The organism is Microvirga sp. P5_D2 (genome assembly GCF_054049475.1).
In genome coordinates, this window is sequence record NZ_JBFUMH010000090.1 from 1 (window position 1) to 21,484 (window position 21,484).

The following is a 21,484-nucleotide window of genomic DNA, read 5'->3' on the forward strand; positions in this document are numbered from 1 at the left end:
CCATTGCGGCGGGAACGGCGCGGGAGCTGGTCTGGCTCGTGGAGCATCCGCCGCTTTATACCGCCGGCACCTCGGCCCAGGCTGCCGACCTCGTGGACCCGGACAGGTTTCCGGTTCACCAGACGGGGCGGGGCGGACAATACACCTATCACGGCCCCGGCCAGCGTGTGGCCTACGTGATGCTGGACCTGAAGMGCCGGGTTCCCGACCTTCGCCGCTATGTGGCCGCCCTGGAATCTTGGCTGATCGCAACCCTCGATTCCTTCAACATCCGCGGCGAGCGGCGGGAGGACAGGGTGGGCGTCTGGGTGCGCCGCCCCGACAAGGGCGAGAAGGCCGAGGACAAGATCGCCGCCATCGGAATCAGGGTGCGCCGCTGGGCCACCTTCCACGGCATCAGCCTGAACGTGGAGCCCGAACTTGCCCATTTCTCCGGCATCGTTCCCTGCGGCGTCACCCAGCACGGGGTCACGAGCCTCGTCGATCTCGGCATCCCGGTCACCATGCCGGAGGTGGATTCGGTGATGCGCAAGGCCTTCGAGGACATCTTCGGGCCGACCGAGCGGGTGGAGGCTCCGTTGCTTTCCGGCAACTGAGTCTCAGTTTTTCACACCCTCCATCGTCAGGCTTCTCCTCAGAGGCGCAACATGCTCTAAGCTTGTCCGAACAATTGCTCACCGACGGACATCCCATGCAGCGCGCCCTCCTTGCTTCCGTTCTCGCCCTGACAGTCTCGGCCTGTGCCTACCGGCCAGACCCGGTGGAACTCGTCAAAGTCGTCGATTCGCCCTCCGATGTGCGCGTCTGCCAGCGTCTGGGCGAGGTGAGCCCGGTGGTATCCACCACCCCCGGCTTCGGCTCCGCCACGCAGGGCATGCTGGAAGYGACGGTCGCTCTCGGCGGCACGCATCTCTACCTGCAGCAGACCGCGCATGACTGGTCCCTCGTTCGCGGCATCGCCTATCGCTGCGGCTCCGGCACCGTCCGGGAAGATGTCGTCATTCGTGCGAAAGGCTGAGGCATAAGCCTCACGAACGGAGTTGCGCAGGCTCTCATGTCCCCGTTACTGACGTGAGAGCCCTCCGGCTTTCAGCCGCGAAGGAGCCATAACAAAACAGGGAGCCTGACGCCGTGCCCGTTATCGCCACCTCCGCCGATCTGACCTCGGACGCCGCCCGTTCCAACCGCGCTGCCTGGGACGGTCTCACCCAGGAGCTTCAGGCCAAGCGGCAAGCGGTGGCGGAGGGCGGACCGGCAAAGGCCCGTGAGCGGCATCTGGCGCGCGGCAAGCTGCTGCCGCGCGAGCGCGTCACCCGCCTGCTCGATCCCGGCGCTCCCTTTCTCGAACTTGGTTCCCTCGCCGCCCACGGCATGTATGAGGACGCGATTCACGGGGCCGGACTGATTACCGGTATCGGCCGCGTCGAAGGCCGCGAGGTCATGATCGTGTGCAACGATTCGACCATCAAGGGCGGCACCTACTACCCAATGACCGTGAAGAAGCACCTGCGGGCGCAGGAGGTGGCGCGGGAGAACCGGCTGCCCTGCATCTATCTGGTCGATTCCGGCGGCGCGAACCTGCCGCACCAGACCGAGGTCTTCCCCGATCGCGAGCATTTCGGACGCATCTTCTACAACCAGGCGACCCTGTCCTCCATGGGCATTCCGCAGATCGCCTGCGTGATGGGCTCGTGCACGGCCGGCGGCGCCTATGTGCCGGCCATGTCGGACGAGACCGTGATCGTGCGCCGCCAGGGAACGATCTTCCTCGGCGGTCCTCCGCTGGTGAAGGCGGCGACGGGCGAGGTGGTCTCGGCCGAGGATCTCGGCGGCGCGGATGTTCATGCGCGCCAATCTGGTGTGGCGGATCACTACGCGACCGACGACGTGCATGCGCTCGCCATCGTGCGCCGCATCGTCGGCACGCTCAACACCCGCAAAAATGTCGACATCGATCTCGCCGAGCCGGTGGAGCCGAAATATCCGATCTCCGACCTCGATGCGATCGTGCCGACGGATCTGAAAAAGCAGTACGACATCCGCGAGGTTATCGCGCGGCTCGTGGACGGCTCCGAATTCGACGAGTTCAAGCGCCTCTACGGCACGACGCTTGTGACGGGGTTCGCGCGTATCTGGGGCATGCCGGTCGGCATCATCGGCAATAACGGCATCCTCTTCTCGGAAAGCGCGCTGAAAGGTGCGCATTTCATCGAGCTGTGCTGCCAGCGGCGCATTCCGCTGCTCTTCCTCCAGAACATTTCGGGCTTCATGGTCGGCCGCCAATACGAGGCGGGCGGCATCGCCAAGGATGGCGCCAAGCTCGTCACAGCCGTGGCCTGCGCCCAGGTGCCGAAGATCACGCTGCTCCTTGGCGGCTCGTTCGGCGCGGGCAATTACGGCATGTGCGGCCGCGCCTATTCTCCGCGCTTCCTCTTCACGTGGCCGAACTCGCGCATTTCCGTGATGGGCGGCGAGCAGGCGGCGAGCGTTCTCGCCACCGTGCGGCGCGACAATATCGAGGCCGAGGGCAAGGCCTGGAGCGCCGACGAGGAAGAGGCCTTCAAGGCGCCGATCCGCAACAAGTACGAGGAGGAGGGTTCGCCCTACCACGCCACCGCGCGCCTCTGGGACGACGGCATCATCCTGCCCTCGGAAACCCGCCGCGTCCTGGCGCTCGCCTTCTCAGCCGCGCTGAATGCTCCGGTTCCGGAAACGAAGTTCGGCGTGTTCAGGATGTAGTGCGTTCCGCCGCAAGTGCGGAACCTGCATCAGGTAGAACGAATTTGGAGAGTATGTCCGAGATTGGGCCCGATACCCTCCGCCGCAGCTACGCTCATCGGATCGCGCAACTCGCCGATGTGCGCGATGCGCGCATCGAACAGGCCTTCGCGGAAGTTCCGCGCGAGAGCTTTCTGCCGCCGCCACCCTGGACGATCATCAGCCTTGGCGATGCGAGTGAGACGAGCAGGCTCGCCGACATCTACGAGAATGTTCTGGTCGCCATCGACCGTCAGCGCGGTATCAATAACGGCGAGCCCACCCTTCATGCCATCTGGCTCGATGYGATCAGCCCGCAGCCGGGGGAGAGTGTCGTTCATGTGGGGGCGGGAACGGGCTACTACACGGCGATGCTCGCGCGGCTCGTCGAGCCCGGCGGGCATGTGGAGGCTTTCGAGTATGAGCCCGACCTGGCGGCCGAAGCGTCCCGGAACCTTAAGCCGTATTCCAACGTGACAGTTCACGCCGCATCGGCCTTCGGCAGGAAGTTGCCCGAGGCCGACGTGATCTACGTGAATGCGGGCGTCATCGCACCGGATGCGGAATGGCTGAAGGCTCTGAAACCCGGCGGGCGGCTGATCTTTCCCTGGCAGCCGCACAGGGGCTGGGGACCGGCGCTCCTAGTGGCAAGGCGGGAAGGGGGATTTGCAGTCCAGGCTCTCATGAATGTGGGCTTCATCTCGTGCAGCGGCACAACGGAGAAATTGTCCGTGAAACATCTGCCGACGGAGGCCGATCTCGCAGCCGTAAAGTCATTGTGGCTCAGGGATGAGACTGCTCCTGATGACAGTGCCATCGCCGTCTATGAGCGTGTCTGGTTCTCCTCAGCAGAGGCCGACAATTGAAAAACATCATGGCCGGGAAGATCCCGGCCATGAGTAAGGCTTAGTCGATTAGGCAACAAAGATGTCTAAGTTGGAAATCGCCTTCAGATACGGGCCTGGCCTGAACATTCCGATCAGCTGTGCGGCGCATTCCGTGCCTGAGCCATCGGCGTCATAGCGGAGACCTCCATCTTCACCCAGAATGATGAAGTCGTCGCCATCCTTAGCCGAACCAAAAGCGAAGAACTGTTCTTTCAGGGTAGTCGGCTTAGCCGAGCAACCGCAATCGATCATCCTGAAGACATCGCCATCCAGAAGAATTCGATCTTCGCCTACATTGAAGTCGACAATCCTGTCAGCATGGGTAACGCCGAAGTCCGTAAATAGGAAAGCATCCTTGCCTTCGCCGCCGATCAAGATGTCATGTCCCTTGCCGCCATTGAGCGTATCGTGGCCACCTTCACCCACAAGGATGTTCTTGCCACTATTGCCCGTGATTTTGTTGTCAAGGCTATTGCCTGTGCCGTTGATGTCCTTTTTCCAGGTCGAGACGGCAGGATCGCGGAGGATCAGGTTCTCGAAGTTATCCTGGAGGGTATAGGTGATGTATGCGTTGATCGTATCAACGCCCTCTCCAGCTTGTTCGATAACCGCATCATCGGCGTTGTCTACGTAGTATGAGTCGTCGCCAATGCCGCCTTCCATCGTATCGGCGCCGAGACCGCCATTCATGGTGTCGTTGCCGTCCTCACCGTACAGACGGTTGTTGCCATCGCCGGCATTGAGGACATCGTGTCCTATGCCGCCAAATGCCTTGCCGTTTTTGTGAGCAATAAGGATATTGTTGTTGAGGTCGTTACCTGTGGCGATGATGCCGCCTGTTTGAAGGCCTTCGACGTGGGGTGTCTTTCGCATATCGAAGCCGGATGTCAGGTGGGACATGATGATGTCGTTGCCATCGCCTGCCGCTTCCTCGACCACATCATTCTCATCGTCGACGATATAGATGTCGTCACCGTGGCCACCGGCCATGGTGTCGGCTCCGAGACCTCCGTCGATGCGGTTGTTCGTGTCGTTGCCGACGATCTTATTGTCCAGGCCGTTGCCCATCACACCCCAGTCTCGATAGCCAGCCGTCTTCGGCATCTCGAAGCTGATTTCATCGTCTAAGACGAACAGCTTGAAAGTAGGTAGTTCTTTGTACATTTCGATTTTTCCTGATCCAATTTATACAAGAACTGAGAATAGTTATTGAATAGGACGAGCCTCAGAAGAGCTTCTACGTTCAATAAACTTTCATTCCAGTTCGGATCAGAAACTAGGTTTCACTTACTTAGCGTCAACAATGTTACGTGTGTGCTAAAACACATGTCGAATCTATATATTTAGGTAGGTTGGGGGCTAAAGTTTTAGGGTGTGAGGCAGATTCCGCTTAAGAGATAGGACAGGAAAAAATGTTGCCCCGGGGCAACACCCAGAAACCTTCCTTATCCTGCCGTTCTTGGCCCAAGCGTCGCCGCGATCCCGCCATAAACCGAGATCACCAGAGAAGGCCTGCTAAGTGCTTCCAAACCATAGCTTTACAGCAAAGTACTCCAAGGGAACGTCCGGTTAACGCTATCGGGCATCGCTCCGAGGGGGTGATTGCATAGGTGGCGCAGCACGTGGCAGATCACGAGGGTTCCATTCCACGCGGGACTTTCGAAAAGGACTGTGTGGACAAGAGTGTAGATCCATGGATGCGCGCCTGACCGAAATGCCGATGAAGTCGAACCGCCGCTCGACGGTGCCTCTGCGCGCGTCCCTGCAATCCATGCTCGCGACCTTTGGGATCGTTGCTCTTTTCAGCTTGTCCGGAATCGGTGTCGTCCAGGCGCTCGATGCCGCGCCGCGCCCGCAGCCGCTGACGCCCGCGCYCTCGCCGGTGCTTACTCCTCCTGTGAAATACGGCTCCGCGCGCGAAGCTCTACGCACCGGCATGCGCGACTACAATGCAGGCGACAAACTCGGCGCCGCCGCCGCTCTCGAATACGCAGCCGGGCAGGGCCATACCCTCGCCCTCTGGAAGCTCGGTCGCATGTATGCGGATGGCGACGGTGTTCAGCACGATGACCTGAAGGCCTTCGAGTATTTCTCGAAGCTCGCCGACCAGCATGCGGATGAAAGCCCCGACTCGCCGAATGCGACGGTCGTCTCCAGCGCCTTCGTGGCGCTCGGCACCTATTTCCTCGACGGTATCGACGGCACCTATGTGTCCGCCAATCCGTCGCGCGCGGTCGAGATGTTCAGCTACGCCGCGTCCTACTTCAGCGATTCCAACGCCCAGTACAATCTCGCCCGCCTCTACATGGAGGGAACGGGCGTGAAGCGGGATTCGCGGCAGGCTGCCCGCTGGTTCAATCTGGCGGCGGAAAAGGGGCATCACCCCTCGCAGGCGCTGCTCGGCCATTTGCTGATGAACGGCCAGGGCGTGCCGCGCCAGCGGGCCAAGGGCCTCATGTGGCTGACCCTGGCTCACGAAGCTGCCGCCGATTCCAGCAAGGACCAGTGGATTTCGAGCCTCTACGAGGAGGCTTTCGCCGGCTCCGACGATTCGGACCGCAAGCTGGCGCTTGCTCTTCTCGAGCAGTACATCCAATCCCGGCGTTAAACCGGCACTGCTCAGTCGATATCCAGATCCACCATCACCGGCACGTGGTCGGAGGGCTTGTCCCAGCCGCGCACTTCCTTGCGGATCGAAGCTGTCTTGAGCTTGTCCTGAGCCTGCGGCGAGAGCAGCAGGTGGTCGATGCGGATGCCGTTGTTCCGCTGGAAGGCGCCCGCCTGATAATCCCAGAATGAATAGAGGCCAGCTTGCTCGGTGCAGGCGCGCAAGGCATCACTGAGGCCGAGGTTTTCAAGCGCCCGGAACTTCGCGCGGCTCTCGGGCTGAAAGAGCGCGTCGTTCACCCAGGCCGATGGATCGGCGGCGTCCTTGGGCTCGGGAATGACGTTGTAATCGCCGCAGAGCACCAGCGCTTCTTCGAGGTTAAGAAGCTTGCGCGCATGGGCATGGAGGCGATCCATCCAGGCGAGCTTGTACTCGAATTTCGGAGTGCCGATGGGGTTGCCGTTCGGCAAGTAGATCGAGGCGACGCGCACAGCGCCACTATTCGTCGAGACGACGCCTTCGAGATAACGCGCCTGCTCGTCGCCATCGTCGCCGGGAAGCCCGCGTCTGACATCCTCCAGAGGGCGCTTGGACAGAATGGCCACCCCGTTATAGGCCTTCTGCCCGTGGGTGACGACGTTGTAGCCCAGCGCCTCGACCTCCGCTTTCGGAAAGGCCTCATCCACGCATTTGAGCTCCTGGAGACAGAGCACATCGGGCTCCGCGCTCTTCACGAAGGTCGCGAGGTGATCGAGCCTCTGCTTGATGGAGTTCACGTTCCATGTCGCTATGCGCATCGTGTCGGCCTCGTTGCCTAGATTGATGCCTTCATCGGATGTTCGTGGAAACCTTGCAAGGTGGAACCTGTCATTATTCCCACGGGGCATGTCATGAACCCATCCTGGTTTCAGTCCATCGACAGCTATTGCGAGCGTCTCGATCCGGGTTTCTGGGCTGAGCCGCTCAATGCGGTGTCGAACGGCTTTTTCCTGTTGGCCGCAGCCCACGCGTTCTGGCTCTGGCGGCGAAAGGAGAGACCTGACTGGCCATCGCTATGGCTCATCCTTGTGACCGCCATCGTCGGCATCGGCAGTTTCCTGTTCCACACCTTCGCCAACCGCTGGTCGTTGCTGGCCGATGTGCTGCCGATTGCGGTGTTCATCTACAGCTATTTCCTGCTCGCCATGCGCCGCTACCTGCGGCTCGGGCTTCTGAGTGCACTCGCCATCACGCTTGCCTTCGCGGCATTCAACATGAGCTTCACGCGACTGTGGTTCAGCTTCCTTCCAGATGTCTCTCTCAACGGTTCGATAGGCTACCTTCCGGCTTTGATGGCGATGCTGGCCGTGGGCGTCGCGTGCCGGGCCGACCATTCAAAGGAAGCGGGAAGGGCGCTGTTGTGGGCGGGATGCACGTTTGCCGTTTCGCTGGCCTTCCGCTCCATCGACAGCGCGGTCTGCCCTGCGCTACCAATCGGCACGCATATGCTCTGGCACATGCTGAATGCGCTTGTGCTGTGGATTCTCATGAACGCAGCGATCAGGCACGCTCCCGAGAAAAGGCCGCTCCATGTCCCAGGTTGAAATCCATGGCTATGCTATCGTCTCAGACAACGACCGTATCGCCGATGCGGCGGGGCTGACGCCGGATGTTCTGCGCAACGATGCGGATTGGGCCTACTTCCAGGCGGAGCTCAACAAGTCGGACCTGACGGTGCTGGGTCGCCTGGGTCATGAGGCCAATCCCAACCCGAAGAAGCGGTTGCGGATGATCCTGTCATCCTCGTCTTCCGGGCTCGATCAGCGAGAGGATGGCTGGTGGTGGAACCCCAGCAAACTCTCCTGGGAGGAAGCCATTAGGAAGGTGTTGCCTGATGGGGGCAGGGTGGCGGTGCCGGGCGGACGGCAGGTCTTCGATCTGTTCCTGAGGATCGGCTACACCGCGTTCCATCTCACGCGGGCCGAGGGGGCCTTCATCCCTGATGGGGTGGCCGTGTTCTCCGGCTGCGACCAAGGCAAATCCGCCGAGGCCGTGCTGGCCGAGGCGGGGCTCAAGTCCGGCGAGAGGCAGGTGCTCGATGCGGATGGACCCGTCAGCCTCGTAGTGTGGCACCCTTAAACCGGAAACATCTTGGCCGCTATGAGTTGACTTCGGATTGACTTTGCCAGGAGGATCCTATGCGGCGCATGTTTCCATCCCTCGTCGTCATCGGTTGTCTCGCGGCGGGGGCGGCCTGGGCACAAAGCTCGTCGTCGAGTGGCAGTGCCTCTTCTTCCTCGGGTGCCGCGAGCGGAACAGCGGCCTCGCCGAGCGCGCCTTCGCCCAGCAGCCCGTCGACACCCCTTCCGCGTCCTCAGAACAGCATGGGAAGTTCGGCCACCACGCCGCCGCAAGGCGCGACGAGTTCCGCCCCCATTCCGCCGACCGGCAGCGAGGGCAGCACAGCAGGTCCGGGAGCGACGGGCAGCGTTGCAGGAGGCCGCCGCGTCGGCCAGCCGTCGTCAATCGGCCCCTCCTCGCGGGAGGAGGAACTTCTCAAGAAGGGCGAGCAGATCGAGCAGCGGGCACGGCGTCTCTGTGACGGCTGCTGATAGGCTTTAGGCTGCCTCGTCCAGGCCCGGATAATCCGTGTAGCCTTCCACGTCGCCGCCATAGAAGGTGGCGCGGTTCGGCTCGTTGAGGGGCGCATTCAGCTTGAAGCGCTCCACCAGGTCCGGATTGGAGATGAACAGCCGCCCGAATGCCACAAGGTCGGCCCGTCCGCTGGCGATCGCCTCGGCCGCCATGGCGCGGTCGTAGCCGTTATTGGCGATGTAGGCGCCACGGAAAGAGCGGCGCAGCCCATTGTAATCGACATTCACGGCGTTGCGGTCTCCCTGGGTCGCGCCCTCGATCACGTGGATGTAGCCGAGCCCGAGCTTGTCGAGCTTCTCGACCACATGGCTGAAGACAGCCTGCGGGTTCGAATCCTCGGCATCGTTCACCTTGGCGGGGGAGAGGCGGATGCCCACGCGGCCTTTATCCCAGACCTTCAGCACGGCCTCGGTCGCCTCGAGCGTGAGGCGTGTGCGGTTTTCGATGGAGCCGCCATAGGCGTCCGTGCGCTTGTTCGAGCCGTCCTTCATGAACTGGTCGAGCAGGTAGCCGTTCGCTGCGTGAATCTCGACGCCGTCGAAGCCGGCTTCCTTGGCGTTCCGGGCGGCCTGCTCGTAATCGCGCAGGATGCCGGGGATCTCGGAGAGGTCGAGGGCTCGCGGCTCGGAGACGTCCGTAAAGCCCTCGGTCACGTAGGTTTTCGTCTCAGCGCGCAGAGCCGAGGGGCCTACAGGAGCGCCGCTCTTGGGCTGGAGCGAGGTATGCGACACGCGCCCCACATGCCAGATCTGGATGAAGATGCGGCCGCCATTCTTGTGAACGGCATCGGTCACCTTGCGCCAGCCGGCGACCTGCTCGGGCGTGTAGATGCCCGGCGTGCGCAGGTAGCCCTGGCCTTGATGGGAGATCTGCGACCCTTCCGTGATGAGCAGGCCGGCACTGGCGCGCTGGGTGTAGTAGGTCGCCGTGATATCGCGCGCCACATCCCCTTCCTCGGCCCGGTTGCGGGTGAGCGGAGCCATGACAAGGCGGTTCGGCAGGGTCAAATCGCCGAGCTGGAAGGGCTGGAACAGGGCGTTCGCGTCGGAGCTCATCATAAAACCTCGTTGAGAGCTGTGGAATTGTATGAAGTACAAGCTGGCATGAGATATGTAGCGGTTGAAAGCGCGCAACGGGTGGGCTGCCATGCAAAAATGCCATGGCTGAGATTTCAGGCCCCAGAGGGAGAACAAAGCTTCTGCCGATGCTGCCGAAAGCCAAGTTTTCCTTACGTTTCACAGGTGCTGTAAGTTTCTATTAACCATGTGAGCGCATGCTTTTCCTTGCTGAATCAGGAAGACAATTCCAATCGGCCGACCGGAGATGGGGCTCATGACGCACAAGAATCTTGTAGAGACGATCGGTGAAAGAATCGCCGCAACCGAACTCGTGGTCGATGCCATCGCTCAGCATGGCAGGGAGACCGATCTTCGCGATCTGCGTGTTCTCCTCATCAGCGCCATGAGCCTGCTCACCCGCGATCCCGGTGTCGAAGCAGCCGTGGACGATCTTTATGCGGCGGCATCCGCCCTCGTGAGGGATGTCGCAGTCGGAGCCCACCCCGTTCCCCGTAATCTTCGTTTCCTACGCGCCGCTCTCGTGCGCTTCACCGAGCGTGTTCCTTCTCTCCTGGGCGAAGAGAAGACAGACGATCCGATGCGCCTGCGCGGTCTCGATGCCGCCTACGCCGTTCAACTGGAACGCAGCGCGCATGTGGAGGACGAGGACACCTCGGCGGACATACGCTCAGCTGCTTGATCCAACATTGTAACCATTGCGATGTAAGGCGTTCAGCCGCAGGCTTGGCTATTATAGGGTATTTTCCTAACTCGCTTTTGGTGCGATAACGGCGGCGGTTTCATTGAGCCTCCCGGCAGCGTTTCAATCCTGCTCCGTTATCCGTGCCACATCTCATCTGAATTCCGCTTCGGATTCAGAGCGAGAGACCTCGCGAGACATCCCGAATGGCGACTGTCACTTTCACCGCCGATATGCCGGATGGCGTGCGTCTGCAGGACCTCTTCACGGAGATCGTTCGAGACATCGTACCCGGCACGACCGACGGCAATGATACGGCGACGTTCAAGGTTCTCTACTTCGAGGACGAGGTCGAGGTTTTCTACAGCGGTACTGAACTCTCGGACGCGGGCGGCTCCGTCTCTTATTTGCGCTTCGGGCCAGCGAATGCTCCATGGTTGACCATCGGCGTACCAGGCGGACCGCAGCTTTTCACCTATACCGATCTGAGGGACTTTCATCGCGGCGGCGCCATTGCAGCAGCCATCGTCTTGTCTGACGCAGACAATCTCATCGGCTCTGCAAAAGGCGACTTCATGGAGTCGTATGCAGGAAACGATCACCTCGACGGCGGCAGCGGCGCGGATACGCTTCATGGCGGATCGGGCAACGACACTTACATCGTCGACAATTCGGCGGACCGGGTCGCCGAGGCTGTCGGCGGCGGCTACGACATCGTCGAGACGAGCGTCAATTTTGCGCTGGCGGAAGATTCCGAAGTCGAGGTTCTCAGAGCGCGCGCAGGCGCATGGTCATTGTCGCTCATCGGCAATCACTTCGCCAATCAGATCACCGGTACATCAGGCAATGATCTGCTCGATGGAAAAGCGGGAATCGATACGCTGATCGGCGGAGCAGGGGACGATATCTATCTCGTAGATAATGCGTTGGACGTGGTGATTGAAAGTGCCTCAGCCGGTTACGATACTGTCATTACAACCGCGTCTTACACATTGAGCGACAATGTTGAAGCGCTCAAGGCGGCTGCTGGCACGACCATGCTCACGCTGATCGGCAATACTCTCGCCAATGAGATTGTCGGTAGCACTGGCATCGATATCATCCATGGCCTCGATGGAGACGATAGGCTCTATGGCGACGGCGGCGATGATCTGATCTTTGGCGGCAATGGCAGTGATCAGATTTTCGGTGGTATGGGCCATGACTACATGGAAGGCGGCGAGGGGGACGACACCATTTATGGTGATGTCGGCAACGACACGCTGAGCGGCGGCAATGGCCATGACACGCTCTATGGCGGCTCCGACAACGACGACTTCAGAGGCGACGGCGGGGACGACTGGCTTTACGGCGATGCCGGGCGGGACACGCTCTACGGCGCTGCCGGCGATGATCGCCTGTATGGCGGCATCGACGTCAACAAGCTCTATGGCGAGGACGGCAATGACGTTCTCTACGGCGGCATGCATGTGGACACGCTGGTCGGCGGCACCGGCAACGATCAGCTCTTCGGCGACGCGGGCAACGATTATCTTGATGGCGGTCCGGGACGCGATACGCTGTCGGGCGGTCCCGGTCGCGACAGCTTCGTGTTTCGCGACCGATTGAACGCCAAAACGAACGTCGACACCATCAAGGATTTCGTGATCAACGTCGACAAGATTCGCCTGGAGAATGCGATCTTCAAGAAGCTCGGCAAGGCCGGAAAGCTCAATCCCGACTTCTTTACCATCGGCACCGGCGCCAAGGACGCGAACGACTACCTGGTCTTCAACAAGAAATCGGGCTTTCTGTCTTACGACGCGGACGGAATAGGCCGAAGCAAGGCTATCGTGTTCGCAAAGTTCAAGCCCGGCATCGGTCTCGATGCTGGCGATTTTCTGATCATCTGATCATCTTTTCAGCAGCCTCTAAGCCTCTGTAGATCTTGCGTATTCTCATGCGCGAGGCTGCGAGCCTGTTGGGCTGATCCCTCTTTGTTGCGACGCACAAATGGAGCAAGTCAAACGTAGTAGCCACCCACTCAGTGTCGCTAATAGAGTTACCGCCTCTGACCTCCCGTCGGACCAATTCGAGGGATAGTAATACTGACCTATCACAGCCTAACTTCGCCGTTGGGTTTGGTAGTTTCCATGAAATTACGGAGGGGTTTATGAAGCGATCTATTTCGCTTGGCTTGTGTTTGTTTACATCGATACTGGCTATATTCTTAGTTTTTCAGCCGGTCGGCACAAATACACAATGGGCTATTGCTGGAATGTGCTTGGCGGTCATGCTGTCCATCAAGCTTCTCAATCTTCAGGGATACTGGAGGCACCTTTTCTTCGCCTTGGGCGCGCTCCTCGTTCTTCGTTATGTCTACTGGCGCACGACGGCGACATTGCCTGACGCCAACAGCCTTCAGGACTTTATCCCAGGCGTCATAATCTACGCGGCGGAAATATTCTGCGTCGTCATGCTGGGCCTCAGCCTCTTCGTGATCTCGCGGCCCATCCAGCGGCCCCGCGCGCCATCTATTTCTTCCGAAGAGGCGCTCACGGTCGATGTGTTCATTCCCTCCTACAACGAGGACATGCCGCTTCTGGCGATGACGCTGTCGGCCGCCAAGGCGATGGATTATCCGAAGGACAAGCTGAAGGTTTACCTGCTCGACGATGGCGGAACGGATGAGAAGGTTCATTCGCCCAACCCGCTGACAGCCGATGCTGCGATGCGGCGCAGGCAGGAGCTGCAGAATCTCTGCCGCGAACTCGGCGTTCAGTATCTCACCCGCGCTCGCAACTTGAATGCGAAAGCGGGCAATCTCTCGAACGGGCTTCTGCATTCGAAAGGCGATCTCGTCGTCGTGTTCGATGCCGATCACGCACCCGCCAGGGAGTTCCTGTCCGAGACGGTCGGTTTCTTCTCTCGCGATCCGAAGCTCTTCCTCGTGCAGACGCCGCACTTCTTCATCAATCCCGATCCGGTAGAACGGAACCTCGCAACCTTCGACCGCATGCCGTCCGAAAACGAGATGTTCTACGGTATGATTCAGAAGGGCCTCGACAAGTGGAACGCGGCCTTCTTCTGCGGTTCCGCCGCCGTGCTGCGCCGTTCAGCGCTCGAACAAGCGGGTGGTTTCGCGGGAACTTCCATCACGGAAGATGCCGAAACCGCGCTGGAACTCCACGCACGCGGCTGGAAGAGCATCTATGTCGACAAGCCGCTGATCGCCGGGCTTCAGCCAGAAACCTTCGCCTCCTTCATCGGCCAGCGCACCCGCTGGTGCACGGGCATGATGCAGATATTCCTGACGAAGAACCCCGCTTTGAAGCGCGGCCTGACCCTGGCGCAGCGAGCCTGTTATCTCTCCAGTGCCATGTTCTGGCTCTTCCCGATCCCGCGCCTGACCTTCATCTTCGCGCCGCTGCTCTACATCTTCTTCAACCTGAAGGTCTACAACGCGACGGTCGCCGAGTTCGGCGCTTATACCTGCGCCTATCTCGCTGCAGCGATCCTGCTTCAGAGCTACGCCTATGGCCGCTTCCGCTGGCCCTGGGTGTCGGAACTCTATGAGTATGTGCAGTCGGTCTATCTCGCGCCTGCGATCCTTAGCGTCATCAAGAACCCGCGCCGCCCCACCTTCAACGTCACGGCGAAGAACGGCGCTGCCGGTGAAGATGCTCTGTCGAACCTCGCCTGGCCTTACTTCGCGATCTTCGGCATTCTTCTCGCCGGTGCGGCGACAGTGCTCTACAGGCTTCAATACGAGCCTGAAACCGCAGGCATTCTCGTGATCGCCGGGTTCTGGAACCTCTTCAACCTGTTCATGGCCGGTCTCGCGCTCGGCGTCGTGTCGGAGCGGCGTGAGCGGCGGTCCGCACACCGTGCGCCGGTACAGGGCAGGGGGATGTTACAGATCGATGGCGCCTCGCTGACGGCCCAGATCGTTGATGTGTCTCAAGGCGGCATGCTGATCCGGGTTCAGGGGGGCAATCCGGTGCGGCTCAATTCGCAGGCGCAGATAGCGGTCAGCCCTGTGCGTGGTCAGGAATGCCTGCTGCCCGTCCGGGTCGCCAATGTGCGCTTCGAAGGCGACAGCCAGATAGTCGGTTTGTGCTTCGATGCTCTGAGCCCTACCCAGTACAGCGCCATCGCGGCGCTGATGTTCTCGGACCTGAAACTGCTTCGCGACACCCGCGCCAAGCGTCAGCGGTCGCGCAGCATTCTTGTCGGCACAATTGAAGTTATGGCCTGGGGACTCGGGCACACGTTCCGCGGTGTGAGCTTCGTGCTCTTCCGCAGAGGCGTGAAATCCGATCCCGCTGTCGCGTCCAGTCACTGATCATCCGCCTTCGGTCTCTCCCGTTTCTCCTCTTCACCAGGAGTGAAAACTCATGCGCCCATTGACGGCGATCGCCCTCATCATGTCCCTTGCCGCAAGCGCCCACGCTGCCGGAGCCTCCGAGGCTCCTCGTAGCCCGGCTAACGCGACCCTCGCATCCCTCACACCCACCGTTTCCGAGTGGAGCAGGCCACTTTCGATTACTGCTGAGGATTCCCGCTTCATAGGCGAGGCAGCAAATCGGGAGTTTCCCGTCTACCTGACGGCGGGCGAAGCTTCCCGGATGGCGAAATTTAAGCTGGCTTATCGGAACGCGATTTCCGTGATGCCGGAGACCTTCAGGCTGACGGTTCGCATCAACGATGTCGTGGTGACTGAGAGTACCGTCCAAAGCGCCAATCAGGCTGAAATCCTCAGCATGAACGTACCGGTCGGAGTGCTCCAGGCCGGCTTCAACTCGGTGCGTGTCAGCATTCGCCAGACGCACCGCGTCGATTGCTCGGTGGGTTCCACCTACGAGCTTTGGACCCAAGTGCTGCCGGAACAGAGCGCCTTCATCTTCGCGGGCGCTTCGGGAGAGATCCGCAATCTTCAGGATCTTCCCGCCGTTACCTCGGACCAAAACGGTATGACCGCGATCAGGGTTCGGACTCCCRGCAGCTCCGACCCGCGCGAGATGAATCAGGCAGCCCGCGCCGTGCAGGCCGTCGCGCTAATCGGGCGCTTCACGCATCCGAAGGTCGAGGTCGCATCCGAGCCGCGTAACGATGCGGGCATCGATGTCGTCGTCGGCAAGGCTCCCGACATCGAGCGTTCCATGGGCCTGCGCGTGCCTGGAGCCGGTGCCCGGCATCAGCTCCAGCATAATGTGCAAATCGGCAACGTGATGCTGGTCGTCACCGGCGATACGGACGCGCAAGTGGAGGCGACCCTCGATGCGCTTGCGCAGGAGGCGCAGGAGATGGAGGCTCACGGCTCGCCAGCGGGCCTGCGCGCCATGCGGAACATGAACGGCGTTCCCATGGAAGGCGGCGAAACCATCTCGCTTGCCGATTTGGGCCTTGAGAGCGAGCCGTTCCGTGGCCGTCTCAACCGTCAGACGGTTCGCATCCAGATGCCGTCCGATCTTCTGGCGGCGGATTACGACCGCATCGTCCTGTCGGCGGACGCAGTGTATGCAGCGGGTCTCCTGCCTACTAGCAAGATGACTGTCCGCGTGAACGGCACGGCAATTGCCGATGCGCCGCTGAGCAATGTGGGCGGCGCTGTGCTCAGCAAGAGGAGCTTCTATCTTCCCGTCAGCACCTTCAAACCGGGCTTGAACACCATCGACCTCGAGACGGAGACCCGCACGGCCGCCGACGGGACATGCTCGCTCGAAGCGCTCATGGATCAGCGCGAGCGCTTCCTGCTCTCCGGCACGAGCCAGATCACCATTCCTGCGCTGGGACGTGTCGGCGCACTGCCGAATATTTCATCGGTCATCCCTGGTGGCCTTTCGCGCCTATCCGGGGCGCAAGATTTGACAATCTTCGTGCCCAAGGCTCGTCACGAGGCAGTCGAGACTGCGCTGACAACATTGGCAAAGATGGCCATTGTCTCCGGTCGGGAAACTAAAGCACGTTTCACCTTTGATATCGTGCCGCCGGGAACGAAGCATCTGCTCGCGCTCGGGTCCTATGATGATATGCCCGAAGGGACTTTGCGTGACGCGGGCCTCGATACCGAGAAGCTCAGGAGAGCCTGGCGGCACTCCACGCCGAAAGGTCTCAATGTCACCACAGGTGGGCAGCTGGTGCAGGTCGCATCCGTCGGCGAGCCGATAGAAATCGCATCGAGTCTCGTGAGCGGAAAGGCACATGTGGAGAGCACCGGCAGCGTCGGGAAACTCGCTTCGAAGGACAGCCCGTCCCTGCCTTCCAGCATGATGAGTGTGTTCGAGCAGAACGGCACTGGCTTGGAAAGCTATGTCAGGTCCATGTTCGGAGCTTTCTCGGGCCTCGTCTCGGATGTGGTCGGCAAGTCCGCCACCTCTCGTATCTCCGCTCCATCGGAGCTTCCTTTGAACGAGGGCGGCACGCTCGTGGTGGCGCAGGGCGCCAAGGCGGAGGGCATGGGCGATGGCTGGCGCGGCAAGCTTCTGCCGAATGTCAGCTCCACGACGGTCTTCGTCGCTCCGAGCCCCGAGCTTCTCTCTCAATTGGTCAACGAGGTCCTCGCCGGATCTCTGTGGCAGCAATTCGTCGGCGATGCGGCCGTGTATACGGCGAAGGACAATGCGGTCAGCACGCGCGTGTCCTCGCAGATCCTGCTTGTGCCGACCGCATCCTTCAGCCTTCAGAACATCAGGCTCGTCGCGGCAGGCTGGCTGTCGCACAATGTCAGCATCTATCTCGGGGTGCTGCTTGTGCTCTTCGTGATCATGACGGGTTTCATGCAATGGACTCTGCGCTCCTCGGGAGTGCGTGAGCCATGATGCACAAGGCGGGAATAGGGCTGATGATGCTCATCCTGGCCGCTCTCCCAGCCCGAGCGGCCCCGCCGCCCAGCCTCGCAGGCGAGGGGGCACCAGCTTCGACAGGAGCGCTTGCCGCCAATTGGCTGCAAACCGCATGGAGCGCTTACAAGAAGCGCTTCGTGCGAGCGGGCCGGGTGATCGATGACGTGAACCGCATCAGCCACAGCGAAGGGCAGGGCTATGCCATGCTCATCGCGGCGAAAGCCGGGGATCGCGCGGGCTTCGATGAGATCTGGCAATGGACGAAGCGCGAGCTCTACATCGATGGCAGCGGTCTTGCGGCGTGGAAGTGGGACGAGAAGTCGGTGCCGAAGGTGGCCGACAGGAACAATGCCTCCGATGGAGACATCCTCATCGCATGGGCGCTCATCGAAGCCTCGGAACAATGGGGCGGGCTGGAATATCGGGAAGCGGCGCGCGATATCCTGCGCGCTGTTGCAAAAAGCAACCTGACATCTACACCTGCGGGACTTGCCCTGCTGCCCGGCCGCGAGGGCTTCTCGCCCGAAGATCATCCCGATGGCCAGGTGCTGAACCTGTCCTACTGGGTGTTTCCTGCCTTCGAGCGCTTCAAGGCGCTCGATCCTGAAACGGATTGGGCGGGCATTCAGGCAACGGGCCTAAAGCTGATCAAGGACAGTCGGTTCGGGCCCCTGCGCCTGCCGCCGGATTGGATCGCGCTCAGCGAAGGGCAGCCGAGTCCCGCAAAGGCATTTCCCGCGAAGTTCAGCTACAACGCCATCCGCATTCCGTTCTATCTCGCCTGGGCCAAGATCGCGCAGCCGGATCTCTTACGCCCCTTCTCAGGTTTGTGGAACGACCGCCTGGATCTCGGACCCTTCGAGGTCGATTTGTCGAACGGAAGCGCACTCCAGACGTTCGGCGGCACCGGCTTCAAGGCCGTCATCGCCACCGCGAAATGCGCGCTGCAACAGCAGAAGCTGCACCCGTCCCTGCGGAAGGTCGAACCCGACACGTATTACTCAACCACCCTTCACATTCTCTCGCTTGTCGCAATTCAGGAAAGATATCCGGAATGTCTCTGAAACCTGTCGCCCTTCTCCTCGGCTGCGTAAGTTCTTCCATTCTGATGGCTTATGCCGGTCACGCCGAAGCCCAATCCTCCAGCCTCATGGGCCAATTCGAGGCGGCAGGCGGTGACACGCCCTTCAATCTCAATGCGCCGATCCAGGACAAGAACAGCGCAGCGGGGTTCGCGCGTCTCGACGCGCTTCCGAGCGCACAGATGGTACAGCCAGTTGCACGGACGGTGCCGGCGCCTCCGTCCAATGTGGATGAAAGCGCGCTTCGCTTCTACGCCTCCCAGAACGACTCCGCGCGCGTTGCCATGGAGATCAAGCGCATCAAGGCGATGCATCCCTCCTGGGAGCCGCCGACCGATCTCTTCAATGTCACGAGCGATCCGGCTGTCGAGCAGAAGCTCTGGGATCTGTTCGGCGAAGGTCGCTATGACGAGGTCAGGCTAGCGGTCGAAAATATCCGCAGGGTCGATCCGACCTGGCGTCCCTCCGGCAAACTGGTGCAGGAATTCGACCGGGCGCAGGTTCGCGGCCAGTTGATCGCGGCTTCAGATGCCAGGGATGCCGCCGGTGTTCTCGCCGTGGCCGAGGCTAATCCAGGGATGCTCGTCTGTGCCGATGTGGATGCGCTTTGGCGCGTGGCCGAGGCGCTTGTGCAGACGAGCCAGGAAGACCGGGCACAGGAACTCTACAAGTACATTCTGACCCGCTGTCCCAATCCGGCCGAGCGTCTCGCGACGGTGCAGAAGGCGATGGAGCTTCTGCCCGCCGCCGCCGTCAAAACTCTCATGGCGACCGCGCGCTATCGCACCGATGGCTCCAAAACCTATGAAATCGTGCAGCTCGATCTGCTGCGCCGCCAGATCGGTGCGGTTGCCGCCGATGCCACGGCTCCGCAGGTTCCGGCCGCTGAGCTGAAATCCTTCGAGGCGCAGGTGAAGCAGAAGAAGCTGGCGAACGATGCGGACCTTCTCGGCTGGTACTATTATTCCCTGAAGTCCTGGCCGGTCGCGGCGGAATGGTTCAAGCAGGGCGTGGATTGGGCGAGGCAGCCCAAATCCGCCGAAGGATATGCTCTTGCCCTGCGCCAGCAGGGGCAGCTCACCGAGGCCGAAAACGTCGCCTATGAATGGCGCAACTCATCGCCGCTGATCGCCAAGCTCTATGTCGAGATCCTGGCGACAGCCTTGACCCAGCCGAATCCCGCGCCGGTCGAGGAGGCACGCCTTGCCCGGTTGCAAGAGGTCGTTCAGGCCACGAAATCCGCCAATGGCGGGCAGGCGCTTGGCTGGTATCACTACAATCGCAATGAATTCCCGAAAGCCCGACAGTGGTTCGCTGCATCGGTGGAATGGGAGGCGAAGGAAACGAGTGTGCTCGGTCTTGCGCTTGCATCCCATCGCTCCAACGACCGCGCGTCGTTCCAGAAGACTCTGGCGGAATACGGCAAGCAATATCCCTCCATCGCAGCCCTGCAATCCTATCAGGCTCCTGCCGGCAAAGGGGGCGGTCGCAGCGGTTCCGGCAATCGCGGCGGCGGAGGCTCCTCGGCTGCGAACCAGTTGGCCAGCACCGCCGTGGAGCAGTTCAAGAGCGGACAGTACAAGGAAGCGCTGGCGACCCTCGAGAAGCGCTCCGCCATCGCGAAGGAAGACCACGGATTGGGTGTGCTGCGCGGCTGGGCCCATTATCAGCTGAACCAGTACGACAAGGCTCGGGACAAGTTCGCTGAACTGGACAAGAAGCAATCCACACGCGACACGCAGTATGGACTCTATTACTCAGGCTCGAAGCTCGATCCGACCCATAGGGGAGACTAAGCCTGCGACACGGATCAGGCCCATCCACATAATATCCGGGGATGGGCCTGATCTGGTTTGCTGAGTACCTAGGGACAACAAAAAGCCCCTGCCTGCGCTGAGCGGGCAGGGGCTTTTCTATTGACGATAGGCTTTACGAGGGCATTAGAGGCTGCGGGTAGCCGTTAGAGAATTTGAGGGCTGCCTCGACCCGATTACGAACGCGGAGCTTCTGCAGGATGTTGGTGAGATGATGCTTGATCGTCTTCTCACTCAAATAGAGGCTGTTGCCGATTTCCTTGTTGCTCCTTCCTTGAACCAGAATCGCAAGGATCTGATGCTCGCGCGGCGTGAGATGTGGAAGACCGTTCGCGGACTTCGAAGCATTATGGGCCGGTCTCGCATCCGTCAGAAGTTTCGCTGCGAGGCTCGGTGAAATGAAGCTTTGTCCTTGGTGAAGAACACGAACCGTTTGAACCAGTTCGCCGCGATTGGTCGTCCGAAGAAGATAGCCTCGCACACCTATTTTGAGGGCTGCGTAAACTCTCTCTTCCGTCGCCGTGTCGGCCAGCATGGCGATTCCGATCCGCGGGTTCTGCCGCATGATCGCTTCGATCGTTTCCATGCTGCTGCCCATGATGTCCGCGTCGAGGACGATGACATCGGGCATGCTTTCATTCACGATCCGGGTGACATCCCAGATCGTAGCGCCCTGATCGACGACTTGGATATCTGGCTGAGAATTCAAAGCCAGAGCGATCCCGTCCCGAAACAGGGGATATTTGTCGATGACACCGATACGAATGTCGTTGTGCATTGGAGYCCCCCAGTTCCAATATGGTCGTCCATAGAGCAGGCAAAAATGCATCCACCTTTGAAAGATTTCTCAATCTCCCGACTCTTAATAATAGGATAATAAGTTCCCTTCCCACTAAGCAATATCAATAAGTTATAAGAAAAGCCTCTTGAGCGCCCCTTGAGGATTACTACCGAGGAAGTAGGTTCATCGTAGTGTCCCCAAAGTGTGAGGCAAGCATTTCGAGACATCAATTTAACGCATCAAGGCTGCCTCGATGGCCTTGTTCCACTGCGCCTTAAACGCCGGTGATCTTAAGACTGAGAAGGCCTGTCGTATAACCTCGTCGCAGCGACCATGGCG

General features: G+C 60.5%; 18 protein-coding genes. 14 read left to right on the forward strand and 4 right to left on the reverse strand.

Annotated features, from left to right (window positions below; genetic code table 11):
- The 4 genes from lipB to ACXJKO_RS19800 form a co-directional block, all read left to right on the forward strand.
- Positions 1-596: lipoyl(octanoyl) transferase LipB (gene lipB, locus ACXJKO_RS19785; RefSeq protein WP_457092795.1), on the forward strand; the 596-nt coding region annotated here is incomplete at its 5' end.
- 95 nt (positions 597-691) lie between these two features.
- Positions 692-1,018 (forward strand): hypothetical protein, encoded by a 327-nt coding sequence (locus ACXJKO_RS19790; protein ID WP_457092796.1) that lies wholly within the window; start codon positions 692-694, stop codon positions 1,016-1,018.
- A gap of 113 nt (positions 1,019-1,131) precedes the next feature.
- A complete protein-coding gene (locus tag ACXJKO_RS19795; protein ID WP_457092797.1) occupies positions 1,132-2,739 on the forward strand; it encodes a carboxyl transferase domain-containing protein in 1,608 nt (535 codons plus the stop codon).
- 53 nt (positions 2,740-2,792) lie between these two features.
- A complete protein-coding gene (locus ACXJKO_RS19800; protein WP_457092798.1) occupies positions 2,793-3,623 on the forward strand; it encodes a protein-L-isoaspartate O-methyltransferase family protein in 831 nt (276 codons plus the stop codon).
- A 48-nt stretch (positions 3,624-3,671) separates the two neighbouring features.
- Here the strand turns inward: ACXJKO_RS19800 and ACXJKO_RS19805 are convergent, their stop codons facing one another.
- Positions 3,672-4,808: a calcium-binding protein gene (locus ACXJKO_RS19805; protein ID WP_457092799.1), complete on the reverse strand. Its 1,137-nt coding sequence runs from the start codon at positions 4,806-4,808 to the stop codon at positions 3,672-3,674.
- A 607-nt stretch (positions 4,809-5,415) separates the two neighbouring features.
- Here ACXJKO_RS19805 and ACXJKO_RS19810 point away from each other — a divergent pair.
- On the forward strand, positions 5,416-6,252 hold the full coding sequence (locus ACXJKO_RS19810) for a tetratricopeptide repeat protein (RefSeq protein ID WP_457092811.1): 837 nt from the start codon (positions 5,416-5,418) through the stop codon (positions 6,250-6,252).
- A gap of 11 nt (positions 6,253-6,263) precedes the next feature.
- On the opposite strand, the gene xth is transcribed toward ACXJKO_RS19810, so the two are convergent.
- Complete coding sequence (gene xth / locus ACXJKO_RS19815) at positions 6,264-7,049, reverse strand: exodeoxyribonuclease III (protein WP_457092800.1); 786 nt, start codon at positions 7,047-7,049, stop codon at positions 6,264-6,266.
- A 93-nt stretch (positions 7,050-7,142) separates the two neighbouring features.
- Here xth and ACXJKO_RS19820 point away from each other — a divergent pair, with 93 nt between their 5' ends.
- The 3 genes from ACXJKO_RS19820 to ACXJKO_RS19830 are packed head-to-tail and all read left to right on the forward strand — an operon-like array spanning position 7,143 to position 8,843.
- On the forward strand, positions 7,143-7,835 hold the full coding sequence (locus ACXJKO_RS19820; RefSeq protein ID WP_457092812.1) for a ceramidase domain-containing protein: 693 nt from the start codon (positions 7,143-7,145) through the stop codon (positions 7,833-7,835).
- On the forward strand, positions 7,822-8,370 hold the full coding sequence (locus ACXJKO_RS19825) for a hypothetical protein (protein ID WP_457092801.1): 549 nt from the start codon (positions 7,822-7,824) through the stop codon (positions 8,368-8,370). The genes ACXJKO_RS19820 and ACXJKO_RS19825 overlap by 14 nt, the downstream gene beginning before the upstream one ends.
- A gap of 59 nt (positions 8,371-8,429) precedes the next feature.
- A complete protein-coding gene (locus ACXJKO_RS19830) occupies positions 8,430-8,843 on the forward strand; it encodes a hypothetical protein (protein ID WP_457092802.1) in 414 nt (137 codons plus the stop codon).
- A gap of 6 nt (positions 8,844-8,849) precedes the next feature.
- Here ACXJKO_RS19830 and ACXJKO_RS19835 read toward each other — a convergent pair whose 3' ends face one another.
- Positions 8,850-9,941 carry an alkene reductase gene (locus ACXJKO_RS19835; RefSeq protein WP_457092803.1) on the reverse strand — a complete coding sequence of 364 codons (1,092 nt, stop codon included), beginning with the start codon at positions 9,939-9,941 and terminating at the stop codon, positions 8,850-8,852.
- Between the two features lie 277 nt (positions 9,942-10,218).
- Here ACXJKO_RS19835 and ACXJKO_RS19840 point away from each other — a divergent pair, with 277 nt between their 5' ends.
- From ACXJKO_RS19840 to ACXJKO_RS19865, 6 genes are all read left to right on the forward strand, one after another.
- Positions 10,219-10,644 carry a hypothetical protein gene (locus tag ACXJKO_RS19840; RefSeq protein WP_457092804.1) on the forward strand — a complete coding sequence of 142 codons (426 nt, stop codon included), beginning with the start codon at positions 10,219-10,221 and terminating at the stop codon, positions 10,642-10,644.
- A 206-nt stretch (positions 10,645-10,850) separates the two neighbouring features.
- Entirely contained in the window at positions 10,851-12,536 is a 1,686-nt protein-coding gene (locus ACXJKO_RS19845) for a calcium-binding protein (protein WP_457092805.1), read from the forward strand.
- A gap of 260 nt (positions 12,537-12,796) precedes the next feature.
- Positions 12,797-14,968 (forward strand): UDP-forming cellulose synthase catalytic subunit, encoded by a 2,172-nt coding sequence (bcsA, locus tag ACXJKO_RS19850; protein WP_457092806.1) that lies wholly within the window; start codon positions 12,797-12,799, stop codon positions 14,966-14,968.
- 52 nt (positions 14,969-15,020) lie between these two features.
- Entirely contained in the window at positions 15,021-17,444 is a 2,424-nt protein-coding gene (locus tag ACXJKO_RS19855) for a cellulose biosynthesis cyclic di-GMP-binding regulatory protein BcsB (RefSeq protein ID WP_457092807.1), read from the forward strand.
- Positions 17,441-18,532 (forward strand): glycosyl hydrolase family 8, encoded by a 1,092-nt coding sequence (locus ACXJKO_RS19860; RefSeq protein ID WP_457092808.1) that lies wholly within the window; start codon positions 17,441-17,443, stop codon positions 18,530-18,532. The genes ACXJKO_RS19855 and ACXJKO_RS19860 overlap by 4 nt, the downstream gene beginning before the upstream one ends.
- On the forward strand, positions 18,523-20,346 hold the full coding sequence (locus tag ACXJKO_RS19865) for a hypothetical protein (RefSeq protein WP_457092809.1): 1,824 nt from the start codon (positions 18,523-18,525) through the stop codon (positions 20,344-20,346). Before ACXJKO_RS19860 ends, ACXJKO_RS19865 begins: the two co-directional genes overlap by 10 nt.
- A gap of 133 nt (positions 20,347-20,479) precedes the next feature.
- Here ACXJKO_RS19865 and ACXJKO_RS19870 read toward each other — a convergent pair whose 3' ends face one another.
- Positions 20,480-21,142 (reverse strand): LuxR C-terminal-related transcriptional regulator, encoded by a 663-nt coding sequence (locus ACXJKO_RS19870; protein WP_457092810.1) that lies wholly within the window; start codon positions 21,140-21,142, stop codon positions 20,480-20,482.
- Positions 21,143-21,484: the final 342 nt, after the last annotated feature.

Excerpts from the sequence above, each read along its gene's own strand:
- ACXJKO_RS19805 (WP_457092799.1), bottom strand. The coding sequence starts at position 4,808 with ATGTACAAAGAACTACCTACTTTCAAGCTGTTCGTCTTAGACGATGAA.
- xth (WP_457092800.1), bottom strand. The coding sequence starts at position 7,049 with ATGCGCATAGCGACATGGAACGTGAACTCCATCAAGCAGAGGCTCGAT.
- ACXJKO_RS19820 (WP_457092812.1), top strand. The coding sequence starts at position 7,143 with ATGAACCCATCCTGGTTTCAGTCCATCGACAGCTATTGCGAGCGTCTC.
- ACXJKO_RS19825 (WP_457092801.1), top strand. The coding sequence starts at position 7,822 with ATGTCCCAGGTTGAAATCCATGGCTATGCTATCGTCTCAGACAACGAC.
- ACXJKO_RS19830 (WP_457092802.1), top strand. The coding sequence starts at position 8,430 with ATGCGGCGCATGTTTCCATCCCTCGTCGTCATCGGTTGTCTCGCGGCG.
- ACXJKO_RS19835 (WP_457092803.1), bottom strand. The coding sequence starts at position 9,941 with ATGAGCTCCGACGCGAACGCCCTGTTCCAGCCCTTCCAGCTCGGCGAT.
- ACXJKO_RS19840 (WP_457092804.1), top strand. The coding sequence starts at position 10,219 with ATGACGCACAAGAATCTTGTAGAGACGATCGGTGAAAGAATCGCCGCA.
- ACXJKO_RS19845 (WP_457092805.1), top strand. The coding sequence starts at position 10,851 with ATGGCGACTGTCACTTTCACCGCCGATATGCCGGATGGCGTGCGTCTG.
- bcsA (WP_457092806.1), top strand. The coding sequence starts at position 12,797 with ATGAAGCGATCTATTTCGCTTGGCTTGTGTTTGTTTACATCGATACTG.
- ACXJKO_RS19860 (WP_457092808.1), top strand. The coding sequence starts at position 17,441 with ATGATGCACAAGGCGGGAATAGGGCTGATGATGCTCATCCTGGCCGCT.
- ACXJKO_RS19865 (WP_457092809.1), top strand. The coding sequence starts at position 18,523 with ATGTCTCTGAAACCTGTCGCCCTTCTCCTCGGCTGCGTAAGTTCTTCC.
- ACXJKO_RS19870 (WP_457092810.1), bottom strand. The coding sequence starts at position 21,142 with ATGCACAACGACATTCGTATCGGTGTCATCGACAAATATCCCCTGTTT.